The organism is Pseudomonas triticicola, from assembly GCF_019145375.1.
Lineage (GTDB): Bacteria > Pseudomonadota > Gammaproteobacteria > Pseudomonadales > Pseudomonadaceae > Aquipseudomonas > Aquipseudomonas triticicola.
The window spans coordinates 97979-119136 of sequence record NZ_JAHSTX010000002.1; the positions used below are offsets into that span (position 1 = coordinate 97979).

Below are 21158 nucleotides of genomic sequence, written 5' to 3' on the forward strand. Positions count from 1 at the left end.
TTTCCCCCAGCGCCAGCCAAGCATAACCAAGGAATTGCCCATGAGCGCGAGCACCACCGCCATCCTGCGTCACGATTGGTCTCTGGCCGAAGTCAAAGCACTCTTCGTACAGCCATTCAACGACTTGCTGTTCCAGGCGCAAACGGTGCACCGCGCACATTTCAACGCCAACCGCGTGCAGGTCTCGACACTGTTGTCGATCAAGACCGGTGCCTGCCCGGAAGACTGCAAGTACTGCCCGCAGTCCGGGCACTACAACACCGGGCTGGAAAAAGAAAAACTGATGGAAGTGCAGAAGGTCCTCGAAGAGGCGGCCCGCGCGAAAGCCATTGGTTCGACGCGGTTCTGCATGGGCGCAGCGTGGAAACATCCGTCGGCCAAAGACATGCCGTATGTGTTGAAGATGGTTGAAGGGGTGAAAGCCCTCGGCCTGGAAACCTGCATGACCCTCGGCCGTCTCGATCAGGAGCAGACCGAAGCGCTGGCCAAGGCCGGTCTCGATTACTACAACCACAACCTCGACACTTCGCCGGAGTTCTACGGCAGCATCATCACCACCCGCACTTACAGCGAGCGCCTGCAGACGCTGGCCTATGTGCGTGAGTCGGGGATGAAAATCTGCTCCGGCGGCATTCTCGGCATGGGCGAATCGCTGGACGATCGCGCCAATCTGCTGATCCAGCTGGCCAACCTGCCGGAGCACCCGGAATCGGTGCCGATCAACATGCTGGTGAAAGTCGCCGGCACGCCGCTGGAAAACGCCGAAGACATCGACCCGTTCGACTTCATCCGCATGCTCGCCGTGGCGCGCATCCTCATGCCGCAATCTCACGTACGTCTGTCCGCCGGTCGCGAAGCGATGAACGAGCAGATGCAGGCCCTGGCATTTTTCGCCGGCGCCAACTCGATTTTCTACGGCGACAAATTGCTCACCACCGCCAACCCGCAGGCGGACAAGGACATGCAGCTGTTCGCGCGCCTCGGTATCCAGCCGGAAGCTCGCGAAGAGCATTCCGATGAGGTTCATCAAGCTGCGATCGAGCAGGCACTGGTGGAGCAGAAGAGTAGCGAGCAGTTCTACAACGCTGCGGTGTAATAAACCGCGCGGATTGCCCTGAAGGAATGCAAAACCCATGTGGGAGCGAGCCTGCTCGCGAAAGCGGTTTGGCCGCCAACATCCCTGTTGGATGTGGCGCCCATTCGCGAGCAGGCTCGCCCCCACAGGGGATCTGTGTCATTTGAAAATCGAGGCCTGCATGTCTTTCGATCTCGCCGCACGCCTTGCTGCCCGCCGTGCCGACAACCTCTACCGGCAGCGTCCGCTGCTCGAATCGCCGCAAGGGCCGGAAGTGGTGGTGGACGGCCAACCGTTGCTCGCTTTCTGCAACAACGACTATCTGGGCCTGGCGAATCATCCGCAGGTGATCGAAGCCTGGCGCGCCGGTGCCGAGCGCTGGGGTGTCGGCGGTGGCGCGTCGCATCTGGTAATCGGCCACAGCAGCCCGCATCACGCGCTGGAAGAAGCACTCGCCGAACTGACCGGCCGCCCACGTGCGCTGCTGTTCACCACTGGCTACATGGCCAACCTCGGCGCGGTCACCGCGCTGGTCGGGCAGGGCGATACGGTGCTCGAAGACCGGCTCAATCACGCCTCGTTGCTGGACGCGGGCCTGTTGTCCGGCGCGCGTTTCAGTCGCTATCTGCACAACGACGCCGAAAGCCTGGGCAAACGCCTGGAGAAAGCCACCGGCAACACGCTGGTGGTCACCGATGGCGTGTTCAGCATGGACGGCGACCTTGCCGATCTGCCGGCACTGGCGCGTGAGGCCAAGGCCAAAGGCGCGTGGCTGATGGTCGACGATGCCCACGGCTTCGGCCCGTTGGGCGCCAACGGTGGCGGCATCGTCGAGCATTTCGGCTTGAGCCAGGACGATGTGCCGGTGTTGGTCGGGACCCTCGGCAAAGCCTTTGGCACCGCCGGGGCCTTTGTCGCCGGCAGCGAAGAGTTGATCGAAAGCCTGATCCAGTTCGCCCGCCCGTACATCTACACCACCAGCCAACCGCCGGCGCTGGCCTGCGCGACGCTGAAAAGCCTCGAGCTGCTGCGCAGCGAACACTGGCGCCGTGAACACTTGCAGACGCTGATTCGCCAGTTCCGCCACGGCGCCGAGCAGATCGGGCTGAAGCTGATGGACAGCTTTACGCCGATCCAGCCGATCATGATCGGCGATGCCGGCCGCGCCGTGCGGCTCTCGCAAATGCTCCGCGAGCGCGGGCTGATGGTCACTGCGATTCGCCCACCGACCGTGCCGGCCGGCAGCGCGCGCCTTCGCGTGACGCTGACCGCCGCCCACAGCGAGGCGCAGGTGCAACTGTTGCTGGAAGGGTTGGCAGATTGCTTCGCTCGATTGTCATTGGAGCCAGGCCATGCGTAATCGTCTGATCCTGCTGCCCGGCTGGGGCCTCGGCGTGTCGCCGCTGGAACCGCTGGCCGCAGCATTGCGTGGCCTCGACGAACATCTGCAAGTCGAGATCGAACCGCTGCCGGAGCTGGATTCCGCTGATCTTGAAGACTGGCTCGACGAACTCGATGCGCGCATTCCGCAGGAAGTCTGGCTCGGTGGCTGGTCGCTGGGCGGCATGCTCGCCAGCGAACTGGCGGCACGACGCGGCGAGGCGTGCTGCGGGCTGCTGACGCTGGCGAGCAACCCTGCGTTTGTCGCCCATGAGCAGTGGCCGAACGCGATGCCTGGCGAGACCTTCGATGCGTTTCTTGCCGGTTGTCAGGCCGACCCGCGTACCACGCTCAAGCGCTTCTCTCTTTTATGTGCGCAAGGTTCGCCAGATCCGCGTGGCTTGTCGCGCTTGCTGCTCGCTGGCGCGCCGGCAACCGCGCCGGCCGCGCTGATGGCAGGGCTGGAGCTGCTTGCGCAACTGGACACACGCCAAGCGTTGCTGGGGTTTCGCGGCCCGCAGTTTCATCTGTTCGGCGGACAGGATGCGCTGGTCCCGGCGGAAGCGGCCGGCGCATTGTTCGCGCTGTTGCCGGATATCGAAATTGGTCTGATCGAACAGGCCAGCCATGCTTTTCTGCTGGAAGACCCGCACGGAGTCGCGGGCGCGATCCAGGCTTTTCTTCATGAGTGCGCTGATGACTGATCTGTCCCTTGTGCTGCCTGGGGGCTTGCCCGACAAGCGTCAGGTTGCGGCGTCTTTTTCCCGTGCTGCGGCCAGTTACGACAGCGTCGCCGAGTTTCAGCGTGACGTCGGCACGCGGCTGCTTGAGCGTTTGCCTGGGAGTTTCATGCCGTCGCGGTGGCTCGATCTCGGTTGCGGCACCGGCTATTTCACCCGCGCGCTGGCCTCGCGTTTCACCCAGGGCATCGGTGTCGCGCTGGACATTGCCGAGGGCATGCTCAATCACGCACGGCCGTTGGGTGGCGCTGAGCATTTCATTGCTGGCGATGCCGAACGGCTGCCGTTGCAGGAAGCGAGCTTCGATCTGATTTTCTCCAGTCTCGCGGTGCAGTGGTGCGCCGACTTCGAGGCGGTGCTCAGCGAAGCCTTGCGCGTGCTTAAACCGGGCGGGATTTTTGCCTTTGCTAGTCTGTGTACAGGGACGCTGTACGAATTGCGGGAGAGTTGGCAGCAGGTCGACGGGCTGGTGCACGTCAATCGCTTCCGCGCCTTCGCCCGCTATGAACAGTTATGTGCCGGCAGTGGCATGCGCATTTTGGCGCTGGAGAATCAGCCGCACGTGTTGCATTACCCGGATGTGCGCAGCCTGACTCACGAGCTGAAGGCGCTGGGCGCGCATAATCTGAATCCCGGGCGGCCGGGCGGTTTGACAGGACGGGCGCGGATTCTCGGGCTGATCGACGCGTATGAGCGCTTCCGTCAGGTGTCGGGGCTGCCGGCAACGTATCAGGTGGTGTACGCCGTGTTGGAGAAACCTCTATGAGCGCAGCCTATTTCATCACCGGTACCGACACCGATGTCGGCAAGACCACGGTTGCTGCCGGATTGCTCCATGCGGCGCGGTCGGCAGGCTTGAGCACGGCGGCGGGCAAACCGGTGGCTTCCGGGTGCGACGTCACGCCCAAAGGCTTGCGTAATTCCGATGCCTTGGCGCTGCTGGCCGAATGTTCGTTGCCGCTGACTTATCAACAGGTCAACCCGGTGGCGTTCGAGCCAGCGATCGCTCCGCATCTGGCGGCGCGCGAAGCGGGAGTGGCGCTGACGGTGCAATCGCTGCTGGCGCCGATGCGCGGGATTCTGGCGATGAACGCCGATTTCACCCTGATCGAAGGCGCGGGCGGCTGGCGGGTGCCGTTGGCGGATCAGGACAATCTCTCGGACCTGGCGATTGCGCTGCAGCTGCCGGTGATTCTGGTGGTGGGCGTGAGGCTGGGGTGCATCAGTCATGCGTTGCTAACCGCCGAGGCGATTGCCCGAGATGGCCTGCAATTGGCGGGGTGGGTGGCCAATATTATCGATCCGAAAACTTCGCGGCTGGAGGAAAATCTGGCAACGTTGGCCGAGCGCATTCCCGCGCCGTGCCTGGGCCGGGTGCCGAAACTCAAGGCGTTGAGCGCCGAAGCGGTGGCCGAGCATTTGCAACTGGATTTGCTCGATTAAGTTTCTCGCTATGAACAGGCACTGTGCCATTAGTGTTTTTGACGGGTGTTTTGCCGGCGCGTCTGCTTCAATGGCGAGCATTGATCCTTTGCAGGGATGAGAGTGACTATGGAAATCTCCGGCAACACAGCTTTTTATGCGGGGCTGAGCTCGATTCAGTCCGGTCAGAACCGCGTCGATCAGGCCGCCAGCCAGATCGCCAACAACACTATCGAACGTTCGGTGACCAGCCAGTCGTCCGAAGTGCAGGTCAATCGCCTGCGCGGCGTGGATCGCGCACAAGAATCGGATCTGGCGAGCAATATCGTCGAGCTGTCGCAGGGCAAGATCCAGGCAGAGCTGGGTGTGAAGGTGGCCAAGGCTTCCGACGAAGTGCTCGGGACGATCATCGATACCTTCGCCTGATCGAATTTGTTGTAGACCCCGAAACGCCGCGCCTTGTCGCGGCGTTTTTCGTTTAAGTCCTTCTTGCTCAACTAATCTTTTCTTCAACGCCCGTGACTTGCGTGAAGTCGCGGCGATTTTTCGTTTCCGGCGTTTGGAAAAGCTGATGACGAACGGCAAAAGATCGATGCTTGACAAGATTTCGGCGTAAACGTATGTTTCAAACAACTGTTTGACCGTCACAACAACTCAACACGGTCGTTCATTCCCGGTTACATCAGCAGAGGTTTATCGCTATGCCTGACTACAAGGCCCCCTTGCGTGATATTCGCTTCGTACGTGACGAACTGCTCGGCTACGAAGCGCACTATCAGAGCCTGCCAGCGTGCGCCGACGCCACGCCGGACATGGTTGACGCCATCCTCGAGGAAGGCGCCAAGTTTTGTGAGCAGGTACTGGCGCCGCTGAACCGCGTGGGCGACATCGAAGGTTGCACCTGGAGCGAGTCCGGCGTGAAAACCCCGACTGGCTTCAAAGAGGCGTACAAGCAATTCGTCGAAGGTGGCTGGCCAAGCCTGGCCCACGACGTTGAGCACGGCGGCCAAGGTCTGCCTGAGTCGCTGGGCCTGGCAGTGAGCGAAATGGTCGGCGAAGCCAACTGGTCGTGGGGCATGTACCCAGGCCTGTCGCACGGTGCGATGAACACCATCTCCGAGCACGGCACCCCTGAGCAGCAGGAAGCCTATCTGACCAAACTGGTCTCCGGCGAATGGACCGGCACCATGTGCCTGACCGAACCGCACTGCGGCACCGACCTGGGCATGCTGCGCACCAAGGCCGAGCCTCAGGCCGACGGTTCCTACAAAGTCTCCGGCACCAAGATCTTCATCTCGGCCGGCGAACACGACATGGCCGATAACATCGTCCACATCGTACTGGCGCGTCTGCCCGATGCACCGGCTGGCACCAAAGGCATCTCGCTGTTCATCGTTCCAAAGTTCCTGCCAAACGCCGATGGCACCATTGGCGCGCGCAACGCAGTGAGCTGCGGTTCGCTGGAACACAAGATGGGCATCCACGGCAACGCCACTTGCGTGATGAACTTCGACGGCGCCACCGGTTACCTGATCGGCCCGGCGAACAAAGGTCTGAACTGCATGTTCACCTTTATGAACACCGCTCGCCTCGGTACCGCACTGCAAGGTCTGGCTCACGCCGAAATCGGCTTCCAGGGCGGTCTGAAATACGCTCGTGATCGCCTGCAAATGCGCTCGCTGACTGGCCCGAAAGCGCCGGACAAAGCCGCTGACCCGATCATCGTCCACCCGGACGTGCGCCGCATGCTGTTGACCATGAAGGCGTTCGCCGAAGGCAACCGCGCGATGGTCTACTTCACTGCGAAGCAGGTCGACATCGTCAAATACGGCGTCGATGAAGAAGAGAAGAAAAAGGCCGACGCGCTGCTGGCGTTCATGACCCCGATCGCCAAAGCGTTCATGACCGAAGTCGGGTTCGAAGCCGCCAACCACGGCGTGCAGATCTACGGCGGCCACGGCTTCATCGCCGAGTGGGGCATGGAGCAGAACGTTCGCGACAGCCGCATTTCGATGCTGTACGAAGGCACCACCGGCATCCAGGCCCTCGACCTGCTCGGCCGTAAAGTGCTGATGACTCAAGGCGAAGCTTTGAAAGGCTTCACCAAGATCGTCCACAAGTTCTGCCAGACCAACGAAGGCAACGAAGCCGTCCAGGAATTCGTCGCGCCGCTGGCTGCACTGAACAAGGAATGGGGCGAGCTGACCATGAAGGTCGGTATGGCCGCCATGAAAGACCGCGAAGAAGTCGGCGCGGCCTCCGTGGACTACCTGATGTACTCCGGTTATGCCTGCTTGGCCTACTTCTGGGCGGACATGGCGCGTCTGGCTGCGGAAAAACTGGCCGCCGGCACCAGCGACGAGGCCTTCTACACCGCCAAGCTGCAAACCGCGCGCTTCTACTTCCAGCGCATCCTGCCGCGTACCCGTACGCACGTGGCCACTATGCTGTCGGGTGCTGGCAACCTGATGGACATGAAAGAAGAAGACTTCGCGCTGGGCTATTAAGCCTTAACGCAGTCTGACGAAAACCGCTGCTCCCGTTAGGGGGCAGCGGTTTTTTTATTGGCGGATCGCTCAGATAGTCGAGCTTCCGGCCGTTATAAAGACCGTGTGTGATCTGGATCACATTGTGTGGGCTTGGCCGCACTTTGCAGGCACAATGCCATCTCTTTGCTATGACGGGTCGGAGCTTACCCTTGCCGCGTTCTTCCGCTGTACGTTTCAGCCATTTCCTGCCATCACTGCTGTTGTTGCTTGCGGGGTTGGCGGCTGCGTACGTCAAAGACCTCAGCGTGTTTTTCACGTCGCTGTTCAACGTCCTGCCGACATTGGTTCTGCTCCTCGGTGGCGCTTATTGCGCGGTGTATCGACGTCAGCGCGAACTGTTTCTGATGCTGACGGTGTACATCGCCTACTTTTTGCTCGATACCCAGACCGATTTCTACCGCGACAACGGCAAGGTTCGCGAAGATGCTGCAGTGGTGTTTCATCTGGTCTGCCTGTTGTTGCCGCTGTTGTTCGGATTATTCGCCGCATGGCAGGAACGTACTCATCTTTTTCAGGACATGGTTGCCCGGTTCGCTGTGCTGCTAGCGTTTGGCAGCGTGGCGCTAGGCCTGGAGCAAAGTTACCCACAGGCGCTACTGCTGTGGCTCTCGGAGATCCGCTGGCCGGCGCTGCACGGCGCGTGGATGAGTCTGATCCAGTTGTCCTATCCAGTGTTCATCTCGGCCTTCCTGCTCCTGGCCTGGCAATACTGGCGCAACCCGCGTCCGTTGCACGCGGCGCAACTGGTCGGCTTGCTCGGTGTGTTCTGGATGTTGCCGAAGACCTTCATTCTGCCGTTCACCCTGAACATCATGTGCAGCCAGGTGATGCTGATGATCGCCGCCGCCGTTGCGCATGAGGCCTATCAAATGGCCTTCCGCGACGAGCTCACCGGCCTGCCGGGACGACGTGCGCTCAACGAACGCATGCAGAGACTGGGGCGCAACTATGTCCTGGCGATGAGCGACGTCGATCACTTCAAGAAATTCAACGACACCCACGGCCACGATGTCGGTGATCAGGTGCTGCGGCTGGTCGCCAGCAAACTGTCGAAAATCAGCGGTGGCGGTAGGGCGTATCGCTACGGCGGTGAGGAATTTGCCTTGGTGTTCGCAGGCAAGACCCTTGAGGAGTGCATGCCGCACCTGGAAGTGATCCGTGAATCGATTGCGTCTTACAGCATTCAGTTACGCAACCAGGAAAACCGCCCGCAGGATGATCAGCAAGGGCGCCAGCGCCGCAGCGGTGCCGGGGCTTCGGCAGTGTCGGTGACGGTGAGTATCGGCGTCGCCGAACGTGTCGAGCAGCGCACCCCGGAAGAAGTGCTCAAGTCCGCCGACCAGGCGTTGTACAGCGCCAAGGGTGCCGGGCGTAACTGCGTCATGGCATTCGGGCAGAACCGCCGTGGCGCGGTGCGCATGGACGCTGCTGCGGGTTGAGTGATGACGGCGCATTCAGCGCCTGCACAGTGATTGTCGCACGTGGTGGCCAGCAGTAGGTTGGAGGAATCTGCTGACGGAGAAGCCACCATGCCCGAGTACAAAGCTCCCCTGCGCGACATGCGCTTTCTGATCGATCACGTCTTCGACTTCCACTCCAGCTACGCCAGTCTCGGCGCGCATGACGCCAGCCCGGACATGATCAGCGCGATCCTTGAAGAAGGCGCGAAGTTCTGCGAGAACGTGCTGGCCCCGCTTAATCGCAGCGGCGATGAAGAGGGCTGCCATTTCGACAACGGCGTGGTGACAACGCCTACAGGCTTCAAGCAGGCCTTCGCACAATATGTCGAGGGCGGCTGGCACGGTTTGGCGGCTGATCCCGCTTATGGTGGCCAAGGGTTGCCGAGTTCGCTGGGACTGGTGATCAGCGAAATGGTCGGCTCCAGCAACACGTCCTGGGGCATGTACCCCGGCCTGACCCACGGCGCGATGTCGGCGATCCACGCCCACGGTACCGCCGAGCAGAAAGACACCTACCTGAGCAAACTCACCACTGGCCAGTGGACCGGCACCATGTGCCTGACCGAAGCCCACTGCGGCACCGATCTGGGCATCATCAAGACCCGCGCGGTGCCCCGGGCCGACGGCAGCTACGCGATCACCGGCAGCAAGATTTTCATTTCCGCCGGCGAGCATGACCTGAGCGACAACATCATCCATCTGGTCCTGGCCAAGCTGCCGGACGCACCGGCCGGAACCAAGGGCATTTCCCTGTTTATCGTGCCCAAGTTCCTGCCCGATGCAGCAGGCGAAGCGGGAGAGCGCAATGGCGTTTCCTGCGGCTCGATCGAGCACAAGATGGGCATCAAGGCTTCAGCCACCTGCGTGTTGAACTTCGATGCCGCCACCGGTTACCTGATCGGCGAGCCGAACAAGGGGCTCAACTGCATGTTCACCATGATGAACCACGCGCGGCTCGGCACCGGCATGCAGGGGCTGTGTCTGGGCGAGGCGAGTTTTCAGGGGGCGATCAAGTACGCCAACGACCGTCTGCAGATGCGCGCGCTGACCGGCGCCAAGGCCCCGGAAAAACCTGCCGATCCGATCATCGTCCACCCCGATGTGCGGCGCATGTTGCTGACCATGAAAGCCTTCAACGAAGGCAACCGCGCGCTGACCTATTTCACCGCGCAGATGCTCGATGTCGCGCACCTGAGCAGCGACGCCGAGGCGCGTCAGGAGGCCGAAGGCCTGTTGGCGTTCCTCACGCCGATCTGTAAGGCCTTCATGACCGACACCGGGCTGGAAGTGACCAACCACGGCATGCAGGTGTTCGGCGGCCACGGTTTCATTCGTGAGTGGGGCATGGAGCAACTGGTGCGCGATTGCCGGATTGCGCCGATCTATGAAGGCACCAATGGCATTCAGGCGCTGGACCTGCTCGGGCGCAAGGTGCTGGGCAGTCAGGGCAAGCTGCTGCGTGGCTTTACCAAAATCGTCCACAAATTCTGCGCAGCGAACGCCGACCATCCCCAGTTGGGCAGCTTCGTCGCGCAACTCAACGGGCTCAATCAACAGTGGGGCGACCTGACCATGAAGGTCGGCATGGCCGCCATGAAGAACCCGGACGAAGTCGGCGCCGCATCGGTGGATTACCTGATGTACAGCGGCTACATCATCCTGGGCTACCTGTGGCTGCGCATGGCGTTGGTTGCGCAGGCACAGCTGGAGGCGGGCGAGGGTGAGGCTGATTTCCTCAAGGGCAAACTGGCGACGTGCGAGTTCTACTTCAAGCGTTTGTTGCCGCGTACGGCTGCGCATCAGGCAGCGATCGAGGCGGGCAGTGATTGTTTGATGAATTTGCCGGCGGAGGCGTTTGCTTTGTAGGGCAGATCGAAAGATCGCGGCGATCTTTTTCAGGTGACTAAAAATAACAAATCAGTCACCGGTTGACCCTATGTGTCGCAAAAGTTGTTGAGGTACACTCGGGCTCAGAAAATATCATTCCACGAACCACCTGTTTAGATCTTGCGAGGTTTGCCATGGCTGACTACAAAGCGCCGCTGCGCGATATGCGCTTCGTCCTCAATGAAGTGTTCGAAGTCGCCAAACTCTGGGCCGAGCTGCCGGCGCTGGCCGAGACCGTCGACGCCGAAACCGTTGAAGCGATTCTCGAAGAGGCCGGCAAGGTCACCAGCAAAAGCATCGCGCCGCTGAGCCGTGCCGCTGACGAGGAAGGTTGCCATTGGGCGGACGGTGCCGTCACCACCCCGGCCGGTTTCCCACAGGCCTATCAGACTTATGCCGAAGGCGGCTGGGTCGGCGTCGGCGGTGATCCGGCCTACGGCGGCATGGGCATGCCCAAAGCCGTGTCGGCGCAAGTCGAAGAAATGGTCAACTCCGCCAGCCTGGCGTTCGGTCTGTATCCGATGCTGACCGCTGGCGCCTGCCTGTCGATCAATGCGCATGCCAGCGAAGAACTCAAAGCTGCGTACCTGCCGAACATGTACGCCGGCGTCTGGGCCGGTTCCATGTGCCTGACCGAGCCGCATGCCGGCACGGATCTGGGGATCATCCGCACCAAGGCCGAACCTCAGGCCGACGGTTCCTACAAGGTCAGCGGCACCAAGATCTTCATCACCGGCGGCGAGCACGACCTCACCGAGAACATCATTCATCTGGTACTGGCCAAGCTGCCTGATGCCCCGGCCGGTCCAAAAGGCATTTCGCTGTTCCTGGTACCGAAGTTCATGGTCAATGCCGACGGCAGCCTCGGCGCGCGCAACCCGGCCAACTGTGGTTCGATCGAGCACAAGATGGGCATCCAGGCTTCGGCGACCTGCGTGATGAACTTCGACGAAGCCGTCGGCTATCTGGTCGGCGAGCCGAACAAAGGCCTGGCCGCGATGTTCACCATGATGAACTACGAGCGCCTGGGTGTTGGTATTCAAGGCCTGGCCACCGGCGAGCGCTCTTATCAGAACGCTGTTGAATATGCGCGCGATCGTCTGCAGAGCCGTTCGCCGACCGGCGCGCAGAACAAGGACAAAGTCGCTGACCCGATCATCGTCCACCCGGACGTGCGACGCATGCTGCTGACCATGAAAGCCTCGAACGAAGGCGGCCGTGCGTTCTCCACGTATGTGGCGATGCAACTGGACACCGCCAAGTTCAGCGAAGACGCGACTACCCGCAAACGCGCGGAAGATCTGGTGGCGTTGCTGACGCCGGTGGCGAAAGCCTTCCTGACCGACCTGGGTCTGGAAACCACCGTCCACGGCCAGCAGATTTTCGGCGGCCACGGCTACATCCGCGAGTGGGGTCAGGAGCAATTGGTGCGTGACGTGCGCATCACCCAGATCTACGAAGGCACCAACGGTATTCAGGCGCTTGACCTGGTCGGGCGCAAGATCGTTGGCAGTGGCGGCGCGTTCTACCAGCTGTTCGCTGACGAGATCCGCCATTTCACCGCAACCGCCAGTGCCGATCTGGGCGAGTTCACCAAGCCGCTGAACGATGCCGTCGACACCCTCGACGAGCTGACCGCGTGGCTGCTGGACCGGGCGAAAAACAATCCGAACGAAATCGGCGCGGCCTCGGTCGAATATTTGCAAGCGTTCGGATACACCGCTTACGCCTACATGTGGGCGTTGATGGCCAAAGCCGCGCTGGGCAAGGAAGCGCAAGATGATTTCTATGCCAGCAAGCTGGGCACCGCACGTTTCTATTTCGCCCGCTTGCTGCCGCGTATCCACTCGTTGAGCGCGACGGTCAAGGCCGGTAGCGAGTCGCTGTTCCTGCTGGATGCGGCACAATTTTGATCCTGTAGACGTCATGTAAGCATTTGCTTACGTGACGTGCTGCTGTTCTCCCATATCCGTACATTGGATCCACGGCTAATCTACATTTCATGGACGTCGCGCAGGAAGCGCAAAGTAAACAACACGGACACGTAGGATTCTGCCAGGGTGGCGGAGTGAAATGGATGTCAGGGAAACAGTCTGCAAAGCCCCGCTTCGGCGGGGTTTTCTTTTGCCTGAAGAAAAGTTTCAGGCAAGCGGATCGAGAGGCGGCTTCATTTCGCGATCGATCACCTCTTCAAGCAATGTCCGCAGCAATGCCAACGAGGCCTGCTGGCGTTGCACATCACGGCACACCAGGCCAACTTGCAACGGCACCCGTGGCTCGCTCAGCGGTTTCCACAGCAGATCTTCGTCGTCGTAGTCCTTTTGCGAACGTCCCGGCAGCACCGTCGCCAGCCGGGTGTGCGGCAGGCTATCGAGAATCCCCAGCATAGTGTTCAGCTCGGCCTGCACCTGCGGGCGTCGTCCGAGGCTGGTCAGTTGTGCCTGCCAGATCTGCCGGATCTGGAACTCTTCGCCGAGCAGCAGCATTGGCAGCTCAGCAGCCTGGCGCATCGAGACTTTCTTGAACTCGCGCAATGGATGGTCTGCCGGGATCACCAACGTCAGTTCATCTTCGTACAGCAATACGCCGTGCAGACCGGGTTGGCGCGGTGGCAGATAGCTGATGCCGATGTCTAGCGAACCATTGAGCAGACGCCGTTCGATTTCCAGGCCCGTAAGTTCATAGATCTGCACCACCAGATGCGGCTGCGCCTTGCGCACACGCTCGAGCATTTGCGGCACGAGGCTGGTGTGCACCGTTTGCAACACACCGATCGCCAGGGTGCGCAACGCCTGCCCCTTGAAATTGCCCAACGCCTCGCGCGCCCGCTGCAAGCCATCGAGCAGCGGCAACGCGTGGTTGTACAGCGTGTGCGCAGCGAGGGTCGGCAGCAGGCGTTTACTGCTGCGTTCGAACAGGGTGACGTCGAGATTCTGCTCCAGCTGACGGATCTGTTGCGACAGCGCTGGTTGCGAGATCGAGAGGCGCTCAGCCGCACGGCCGACATGGCCTTCTTCGTAGACCGCGACGAAATAACGCAGTTGTTTGAAATCCATAAGTCGCGCTTATCGAAATGGCTGGGAAATCGAAATGGCCTGAACCCGTTTGCGCGCCTAGTCTAACCGCATTCACAAGGCTTGCAGGGCCAGAAAGCGTGACGAATTCCATTTGCTTCGTTCGTGATTACATAGGCAGTTCAAAAAACCTCAAGCGAGGTTTTTCCGCATGAATCTGTTCAGTTTGCGGCGCCAGACGCCGAGTCTGGATGACCTCTGCTTCGAGGCGGGGCCATCCGCTATGACCGACCATCTCAATGCCCAACGCCTGATGCCCAGCGTCGATCGGCCGCAACAAGTGTTCGTTCGCGGCCAGGGTTCATGGCTGTGGGACAGCAATGATCGCGCCTACCTCGACTTTTCCCAGGCCGGCGGCGCCAACAGCCTTGGCCACAGCCCCACGGCGCTGGTCAAAGCCATCGCCAATCAGGCCCAGGCGCTGATCAATCCCGGCTGCAATCTGCATATTCGCGGCATGCTCAGCCTCGCCGAACGTTTGTGCGCCAGCACGTCCAGCGATCAGGCCTACCTGCTCAACAGTGGCGCCGAGGCTTGTGAGGCGGCAATCAAACTGGCGCGCAAATGGGGGCAGCTGCATCGCGGCGGCGCCTCGCGGATCATCATGGCTGAGCAGGGTTGTCATGGCCGCAGTCTGGCGACGATTGATCGAGTGCCATTCAACGACCTGCCGGCGCTGCATGCGGCGGTGGACGCGCAGACCGTGGCGATCATGCTGGAGCCGATCCAGAGCGATGCCGGGGTCATTCCCGCGACCGAGCATTACCTCAAAGGGGTCGAACGACTGTGCCGTGAACTGGGCATTCTGCTGATCCTCGACGAAGTGCAGACTAGCATCGGCCGCTGCGGCAGCTTGCTCGCCGAACAGTCCTACGGGATTCGCGCCGATATCGTCGTGCTCGGCAAAGGCCTTGGCGGCGGCTTGCCGCTGGCGGCCTTGCTGGCGCGAGGCAAGGCCTGCTGCTTCGCCACCGGCGAGCTGAGCGGCACCCATCACGGCAACGCCTTGATGACTGCGGCCGGTCTGGTGGTTCTCGACAGCGTGCACGACCGCAGCTTCCTCCAGCAGGTCAACGACCACGGCCAGCATTTACGCGAAGGTCTCGCGCGACTGGCGCACCGCTACGGCCACGGCGAGTCGCGCGGCCAAGGCCTGTTCCATGGGCTGACGCTGTCCGACGAATGCGCCGACGCCGTCGTTCACGCTGCACTGCACGAAGGCCTGATATTGAACGCCGCGCAGCCTGACTGCCTGCGCTTCACCCCGGCACTCACTGTCAGCAAAGCCAACATCGACGAAATGCTCCTGCGCCTGGGCCGCGCCTTCTCGCGAGTGCGCACCGCCCAGTTGCAATGCCGCAAGGGCATTGCCGTCTGAGCTGAGTTACTCCAACCGATTACCTGAACCGTCTCGCGGTATAACGCACGCCCCACGCCTGATTCTTTTGGCGTGGGGCGTTTTTTTGTGGCCGGGTTTTGCAGCAGCCATTTAGAGCTTGAGAGATCGAACTGCGGGTGGTTTTTTAGAGAGCGCCGGCAAAGGATGCGGGTGCGGGCTGCTGACATCAGCGAAAAGCTGAAATATCACGCCAACAGAGTTAAAGGATTTACGTAAATTGGCAAAGGTTTATGCGCAACTGACCGAAGAGCAGATCAGCGACTTGTTGGCGATGAAGGAGTTTGTGGAGATATGTCATGAGTAAGAAATTCAAAAGTGAAGTCTTTGAATCGATACACGAATCAGCCGGGGCGTTGCTTGCTGTCGGAGCAATCAACAAAGCAACGATGCGAGAATTCGATGACTCCTGTCTGGCATCGGTTCCCTTAGCGATCCCGGCTGAGGAGATCAAGGCGCTACGCGAGCGTAACAAGGTCAGCCAGCCGGTGTTTGCACGCTATCTCAACACCAGTGCATCCACGGTCAAGCAATGGGAATCGGGTGACAAACATCCCAGCGGTATGGCGCTCAAACTACTGAGCATCGTACAAAAACATGGGTTGAAAATTCTCGCTTGAGCCTGACGCAGCTATTGCACTGAACCCTGACGAACGGCGCAGGTCGATTAGCTTGTATGGCTCAAGTGAGCCAACCCCCATTCAGGAGCTGCCCCATGGATTTCATTCGTATCATCATCGCTATTCTGTTGCCGCCACTGGGCGTGTTTCTGCAGGTCGGGTTTGGCGGGGCGTTCTGGCTGAACATTCTGCTGACGTTGTGCGGCTACATTCCGGGTATCGTGCATGCGGTGTATATCATCGCCAAGCGTTGAGTCCGCTAGCGCAACTTAGATAGCTTTCGCGAGCAGGCTCGCTCCCACACTGGATCTGTGTTGTACACAATGCCTCTGTGGGAGCGAGCCTGCTCGCGAATGGGACGACACGGTTTTCAGTCAACCAGCCCCATCTCCCGCCGATAAAACGTCCACTCCTGCTCCAGTGCATGCGCCTGGTTGGCCGCGCGACGAAAGCCGTGGCGTTCGTCAGGGTAGTAATGCGCTTCGACCGGGATGCCGTTGTGCTCCAGCGCCGCGACCATGTCGCGGGTCTGTTGCGGCACGACCACCGCGTCCAGTTCACCCTGGAAGAAAATCACCGGCACGCGAATATTGTCTGCGTGCAGCAATGGCGTGCGGGCGGCATAGCGTTCTGCATCTCGCTCGGGATCGCCGATCAGCCAGTCCAGATAATCGCCCTCGAACTTGTGCGTAGCCCGTGCCAGCGCGACCGGATCGCTGACGCCATAGAGGCTGGCGCCTGCGCGGAAAACCTGCCTGAACGCCAGTGCGCACAATGTGGTGTAACCACCTGCACTGCCACCGCGAATGAACGCGCGGTCACCATCGATCAAACCTTGGTCCGCGAGATAGCTGACCACCGCGCAGGCATCCTCGACATCCACCTCGCCCCAGCGCAGATGCAGCGCTTGCCGATATTCGCGACCATAGCCACTGCTGCCGCGATAGTTGAGGTCGGCGACAGCAAAGCCGCGCTGCGTCCAGTACTGGATACGCGGATCGAGGATCGGATAGCACGCCGAGGTCGGGCCGCCGTGGATGAACACCACCAGCGGCGGTTTTGCTTCACCGCTCATGGCCGGGTAGAAGAAGCCGTGCGCCTCGCCGGAGCCGCTCGGATAACGCAAGGTCTGCGGACGGCTGATGCGTTCGGCAGGCAATGGAACCACGCCGCCAGCGAGGATTTTCACGGCATGCGAGACACGATCAATGGCGATCACTGCCGACGGGCTGGTCGGCGATGCAGCGATGCAATAGATGAATTGTTGATCCATCGCCATGTGGCGGAAGCGGCTGTAGTCACCGCTGAAATCTTCATTTCCCAGGGCCAGGCGCCCGAAACCATCCTCGCTCCAGCTGGCTAAAAATTGATCACCGACAGGCAGCCAAGTGCAGCCGCCCAGTTGCCAGGGCGCGGGCGCGTGATCGGCCTCGGCACTCGGAAGCGCGTGCAAGCCATCAGACGTTTCGCCCCACGGCTGCCAGTAGCCGCCACGATCAGTCAGGCAGTAGAGCCGGCCGTCCGCGTCGAAGCGCGGCTGTTGGATCGACTCCTCAATCTGCTCGCCGGCAATACAACGAGGTGCGGAAAAATCACCTTCCGCAATCATCAACCGCGTCGAGGTCCACGGCTGATGCGGTCGGCTCCACTCGATCCATGCCAACCGCTGGCCGTCCGGGCTCAGCGTTGGCGACGCGTAGAAATCAGCACCTTCGGCCAGCACCTGTCGCGTTCCGGTGTTCAGATCAATCGCCACCAGGCGATGTCGATCCTGCTGCTCTTCGACCGCCAACACCCGGCCAGCGGCGAATTGCAGATCGCCGTAGCGGCAGTCAGTCGACGTCAGCGCGACCGGCTCGCCATCCAGCGCCTGCCGATACATCTGCTGATCCGCTTCATTGACGAAAACCACCCCGTCAGGCGTCAGACAAAAAGCACCACCGCCATATTCGTAAACGCGGCTACGCACGCTGAAACCGTCCGGCGTCAGACGTTTCGCCATGCCATCGCGCCAATGCCAGATTCGGCACGCGGCATCCTCGGGGCGGTATTCATTCCAGAACACGCCATGGGCGCCGAGCTGCAGTTCGGCGAAGTCGGTTCCGGCGGCGACGGCCTGGGCGGCGCTGAAAGGCTCAGCCCTTGGCGATGAGGCGTGAGTTTCGTTCATTGCGAAAGGCCAGTTGTTCGATGGTTTGAGTGGCGGTCTCGGCTTCTTCGCGGGCCTTGAGGATCACGCCATGATGTTCGGACTTGCTGCACACCGGGTCGGCATTACTGGCGTCGCCGGTGAGCATGAACGCCTGGCAGCGGCAGCCGCCGAAGTCTTTTTCTTTCTCGTCGCAAGAGCGGCACGGCTCGGGCATCCAGTCGTAACCGCGAAAACGGTTGAAGCCGAACGAGTCGTACCAGATGTGTTGCATGCTGTGATCGCGCACGTTGGGAAACTGCACCGGCATCTGGCGGGCACCATGGCAGGGCAGGGCGGTGCCGTCCGGGGTGACGGTCAGGAAGATGCTGCCCCAGCCGTTCATGCAGGCTTTCGGGCGTTCTTCGTAGTAGTCCGGGGTGACGAATATCAGCTTGCATGGATGCCCTTCGGCTTCCAGTCTGGCCCGGTATTCGTTGGTGATGCGTTCGGCGCGCACCAGTTGTTCCTTGGTCGGCAACAGACCGACACGGTTGAGCTGCGCCCAGCCGTAGAACTGGCAAGTGGCGAGTTCGACGAAGTCAGCCTCCAGCGCAATGCACAGTTCGATAATGCGGTCGATCTTGTCGATGTTGTGCCGATGGGTGACGAAGTTCAGCACCATCGGGTAGCCGTGGGCCTTCACCGCACGAGCCATTTCCAGCTTCTGCGCAAAGGCCTTTTTCGAGCCCGCGAGCAGGTTGTTCACTTGCTCGTCGCTGGCCTGAAAACTGATCTGGATGTGATCGAGCCCGGCCTTTTTGAAGTCGTTGATTTTCTGCTCGGTCAGGCCAATGCCGGAGGTGATCAGGTTGGTGTAGAAACCCAACTGCCGCGCTTCACGGATAAGTTCGGCCAAGTCCTGACGCACCAGCGGTTCGCCGCCGGAAAAGCCCAATTGCGCCGCGCCCATCTCCCGCGCTTCGCGGAACACCTTGATCCATTGCTCGGTGGTCAGCTCTTTGCCCTGCTCGGCGAAATCCAGCGGATTGGAGCAGTACGGGCATTGCAACGGGCAACGGTAGGTCAGCTCGGCGAGCAGCCACAGCGGCAGGCCGACTTCAGGTTTTGGCGGGACTTGCACGGACGAATCAGGCAAGTTCGATCCAGTGCTGTGCACGGGCAACCTCCATGAATTGCTCGATGTCGTCACCGAGCTCGGGCACGCCGGGGAACTGCTCGTCGAGTTTGGCAATGATCGCCGCGACATCACGTTCGCCATCAATCAAACCGCCGATCAGTGCGGCGCTGTCGTTGAGTTTGATCATGCCTTCAGGGTAGAGCAGCACGTGACCCTTTTGCGCCGGCTCGTATTGGAAGCGATAGCCCGGGCGCCAGCTCGGCACTTTGCTGCGGTCGAAACTCATAAGATGATTCCTTTATGCCAGACCCGTTGTTCGGTCACGCTGTGATACGGCGGACGGTTCAGTTCGTAGGCCATGCTCATGGCATCGAGCATGCTCCAAAGAATGTCCAGTTTGAACTGGAGAATTTCCAGCATGCGCTCCTGGCCTTCGCGGGTCTTGTAGTGCTCGAGGGTGATCGCCAGCCCATGCTCGACATCGCGCCGCGCCTGACCGAGGCGGGTGCGGAAATATTCGTAACCGGCCGGGTCGATCCACGGGTAATGCTGCGGCCAGCTGTCGAGGCGCGACTGGTGGATCTGCGGCGCGAACAATTCGGTCAGCGAGCTGCTGGCGGCTTCCTGCCAACTGGCGCGACGGGCGAAGTTGACGTAGGCATCGACAGCGAAACGCACGCCGGGCAGCACCAGCTCCTGAGAACGCAATTGGTCTGGGTCGAGGCCAACAGCCTGGCCCAGACGCAGCCAGGCTTCGATGCCGCCATCTTCACCGGGCGCGCCGTCGTGGTCGAGCAGGCGCTGAATCCACTCGCGGCGGATTTCCCGATCCGGGCAATTGGCAAGGATCGCTGCGTCTTTCAGGGGAATGTTCACCTGATAGTAGAAGCGGTTGGCGACCCAGCCCTGAATCTGCTCGCGGGTCGCACGGCCTTCGTACATCGCCACGTGGTACGGGTGGTAGATGTGGTAATAGGCGCCTTTGGCGCGCAGGGCCGCTTCGAATTCGGTGGGGGACAGCGGGGTGTCGGTCATGTCTGTTCTCCGGGAACAACCCTGGAAATCTCTGGTGTCTGTGCTGGCCTCTTCGCGAGCAGGCTCGCTCCCACAGTTAATCGCATTCCAATGTGGGAGCGAGCCTGTTCGCCATAGACCGCGCAGCGGTCTCGATTGCTTAAAGCACGATACTCATGCCATCAAACGCCACTTCAACATTACGCCGCGCCAGCTCCGCACGCTCCGGCGAATCCTCGTCGAGGATCGGGTTGGTGTTGTTGATGTGGATAAGTACTTTGCGCTGCTCGGGCAACTGCTCCAGCACTTCGAGCATGCCGCCGGGGCCGTTCTGGGCAAGATGGCCCATCTCGCGACCGGTGCGGGTGCCGACGCCACGACGCTGCATTTCATCGTCGTCCCACATTGTCCCGTCGACGAGCAGGCAATCGCTGCCCGCCATGATTTCCAGCAGCGGCGCATCGACCTTGCCCAGCCCCGGCGCGTAGAACAGCTTGCCGCCGGTATTGAGGTCTTCAACGATCAAACCGATGTTGTCGCCCGGATGCGGATCGAAACGGTGCGGCGAATACGGCGGCGCGGCGCTGCGCAATGGCAGCGGGGTGAAACGCAGGTTCGGGCAGGCCGCTACGGTGAAGCTCTGGTCGAGCTCGATACGGTTCCAGTCCAGCCCGCCGTTCCAGTGGGTGAGCATCTTGAACAGGGGAAAACCGGTGCTCAGGTCTTCGTGAACCATGTCCGTGCACCAGACCTGATGCGGGCAGCCTTCGCGCAGGCTGAGCAGGCCGGTGGTGTGATCGATCTGGCTGTCCATCAGGATGATCGCGCTGATGCCGGTGTCGCGCAGGGCGCGGCCCGGTTGCATCGGGGCGAAGCTTTGCAGTTGCGCGCGGATGTCCGGCGAGGCATTGCACAACACCCAGTTCATGCCGTCATCGGAAATGGCGATGGACGATTGGGTGCGGGCCTTGGCGTTCAGGCTGCCGTCGCGAAAACCTGCGCAGTTGACGCAGTTGCAGTTCCACTGCGGAAAACCGCCACCGGCGGCCGAACCCAGAATCTGGACGAACATGAACGCTCCATCATTTCAACGCGGAAAATAAAACGCCTCGGCGAGCCGAGGCGTTGCACTGCGATTCTGCGCAAGCAGAACTCAGCGGCTGGCGAAGTACATGGTGACTTCGAAGCCGATACGCAGGTCGGTGTAAGCAGGTTTGGTCCAGGCCATGAGATGTCTCCTTCTGAGGGTTGGGATAGCGCTATCCATAGGTA

20 protein-coding genes are annotated in these 21158 nt (G+C 60.9%); 13 read left to right on the forward strand and 7 right to left on the reverse strand.

Going from position 1 to position 21158, the window contains the following annotated elements; all coding sequences use genetic code 11:
• Positions 1-40 precede the first annotated feature (40 nt).
• From bioB to KVG85_RS22235, 10 genes are all read left to right on the forward strand, one after another.
• Positions 41-1096, forward strand: coding sequence for a biotin synthase BioB (bioB, locus tag KVG85_RS22190; protein ID WP_217865055.1), 1056 nt, complete (start codon positions 41-43; stop codon positions 1094-1096).
• 160 nt (positions 1097-1256) lie between these two features.
• Positions 1257-2435 (forward strand): 8-amino-7-oxononanoate synthase, encoded by a 1179-nt coding sequence (bioF, locus tag KVG85_RS22195; RefSeq protein WP_217865056.1) that lies wholly within the window; start codon positions 1257-1259, stop codon positions 2433-2435.
• Positions 2428-3159, forward strand: coding sequence for an alpha/beta fold hydrolase (locus KVG85_RS22200; RefSeq protein ID WP_217865057.1), 732 nt, complete (start codon positions 2428-2430; stop codon positions 3157-3159). Before bioF ends, KVG85_RS22200 begins: the two co-directional genes overlap by 8 nt.
• Positions 3152-3961, forward strand: a complete 810-nt coding sequence (gene bioC / locus KVG85_RS22205) for a malonyl-ACP O-methyltransferase BioC (RefSeq protein ID WP_217865058.1) — start codon at positions 3152-3154, stop codon at positions 3959-3961. The genes KVG85_RS22200 and bioC overlap by 8 nt, the downstream gene beginning before the upstream one ends.
• A complete protein-coding gene (gene bioD / locus KVG85_RS22210) occupies positions 3958-4638 on the forward strand; it encodes a dethiobiotin synthase (RefSeq protein WP_122506069.1) in 681 nt (226 codons plus the stop codon). Before bioC ends, bioD begins: the two co-directional genes overlap by 4 nt.
• 108 nt (positions 4639-4746) lie before the next feature.
• A complete protein-coding gene (locus KVG85_RS22215; RefSeq protein ID WP_016772865.1) occupies positions 4747-5043 on the forward strand; it encodes a hypothetical protein in 297 nt (98 codons plus the stop codon).
• A 275-nt stretch (positions 5044-5318) separates the two neighbouring features.
• The gene (locus KVG85_RS22220; RefSeq protein WP_024014564.1) at positions 5319-7124 is read left to right on the forward strand and encodes a phenylacyl-CoA dehydrogenase; all 1806 of its coding nucleotides are present in this window, start codon (positions 5319-5321) and stop codon (positions 7122-7124) included.
• A gap of 191 nt (positions 7125-7315) precedes the next feature.
• Positions 7316-8605 (forward strand): GGDEF domain-containing protein, encoded by a 1290-nt coding sequence (locus tag KVG85_RS22225; RefSeq protein ID WP_024014563.1) that lies wholly within the window; start codon positions 7316-7318, stop codon positions 8603-8605.
• Between the two features lie 90 nt (positions 8606-8695).
• Positions 8696-10492 (forward strand): acyl-CoA dehydrogenase C-terminal domain-containing protein, encoded by a 1797-nt coding sequence (locus KVG85_RS22230; RefSeq protein WP_217865059.1) that lies wholly within the window; start codon positions 8696-8698, stop codon positions 10490-10492.
• A gap of 155 nt (positions 10493-10647) precedes the next feature.
• A complete protein-coding gene (locus KVG85_RS22235) occupies positions 10648-12426 on the forward strand; it encodes an acyl-CoA dehydrogenase C-terminal domain-containing protein (RefSeq protein WP_217865060.1) in 1779 nt (592 codons plus the stop codon).
• Between the two features lie 228 nt (positions 12427-12654).
• Here the strand turns inward: KVG85_RS22235 and KVG85_RS22240 are convergent, their stop codons facing one another.
• Positions 12655-13569 carry a LysR family transcriptional regulator gene (locus tag KVG85_RS22240; RefSeq protein WP_217865061.1) on the reverse strand — a complete coding sequence of 305 codons (915 nt, stop codon included), beginning with the start codon at positions 13567-13569 and terminating at the stop codon, positions 12655-12657.
• A 169-nt stretch (positions 13570-13738) separates the two neighbouring features.
• Between KVG85_RS22240 and KVG85_RS22245 the strand changes: the two genes are divergently transcribed.
• The 3 genes from KVG85_RS22245 to KVG85_RS22255 all read left to right on the forward strand — a co-directional run bounded on the left by KVG85_RS22245 (position 13739) and on the right by KVG85_RS22255 (position 15857).
• A complete protein-coding gene (locus KVG85_RS22245) occupies positions 13739-14965 on the forward strand; it encodes an aspartate aminotransferase family protein (protein WP_217865062.1) in 1227 nt (408 codons plus the stop codon).
• A 317-nt stretch (positions 14966-15282) separates the two neighbouring features.
• Positions 15283-15603, forward strand: a complete 321-nt coding sequence (locus KVG85_RS22250; protein WP_039757682.1) for a helix-turn-helix domain-containing protein — start codon at positions 15283-15285, stop codon at positions 15601-15603.
• A 95-nt stretch (positions 15604-15698) separates the two neighbouring features.
• The gene (locus KVG85_RS22255; protein ID WP_003228885.1) at positions 15699-15857 is read left to right on the forward strand and encodes a YqaE/Pmp3 family membrane protein; all 159 of its coding nucleotides are present in this window, start codon (positions 15699-15701) and stop codon (positions 15855-15857) included.
• A gap of 116 nt (positions 15858-15973) precedes the next feature.
• Here KVG85_RS22255 and KVG85_RS22260 read toward each other — a convergent pair whose 3' ends face one another.
• The 6 genes from KVG85_RS22260 to pqqA form a co-directional block, all read right to left on the reverse strand.
• Positions 15974-17773, reverse strand: coding sequence for a S9 family peptidase (locus KVG85_RS22260; RefSeq protein ID WP_217865063.1), 1800 nt, complete (start codon positions 17771-17773; stop codon positions 15974-15976).
• Complete coding sequence (pqqE, locus tag KVG85_RS22265) at positions 17739-18911, reverse strand: pyrroloquinoline quinone biosynthesis protein PqqE (protein WP_217865064.1); 1173 nt, start codon at positions 18909-18911, stop codon at positions 17739-17741. The genes KVG85_RS22260 and pqqE overlap by 35 nt, the downstream gene beginning before the upstream one ends.
• Positions 18883-19158, reverse strand: a complete 276-nt coding sequence (pqqD, locus tag KVG85_RS22270; RefSeq protein WP_056786642.1) for a pyrroloquinoline quinone biosynthesis peptide chaperone PqqD — start codon at positions 19156-19158, stop codon at positions 18883-18885. Before pqqD ends, pqqE begins: the two co-directional genes overlap by 29 nt.
• On the reverse strand, positions 19155-19907 hold the full coding sequence (pqqC, locus tag KVG85_RS22275; RefSeq protein WP_024014556.1) for a pyrroloquinoline-quinone synthase PqqC: 753 nt from the start codon (positions 19905-19907) through the stop codon (positions 19155-19157). The genes pqqD and pqqC overlap by 4 nt, the downstream gene beginning before the upstream one ends.
• A 139-nt stretch (positions 19908-20046) precedes the next feature.
• Complete coding sequence (pqqB, locus tag KVG85_RS22280; protein ID WP_194935273.1) at positions 20047-20958, reverse strand: pyrroloquinoline quinone biosynthesis protein PqqB; 912 nt, start codon at positions 20956-20958, stop codon at positions 20047-20049.
• A gap of 81 nt (positions 20959-21039) precedes the next feature.
• A complete protein-coding gene (gene pqqA / locus KVG85_RS22285) occupies positions 21040-21114 on the reverse strand; it encodes a pyrroloquinoline quinone precursor peptide PqqA (RefSeq protein ID WP_003444522.1) in 75 nt (24 codons plus the stop codon).
• Positions 21115-21158 lie beyond the last annotated feature (44 nt).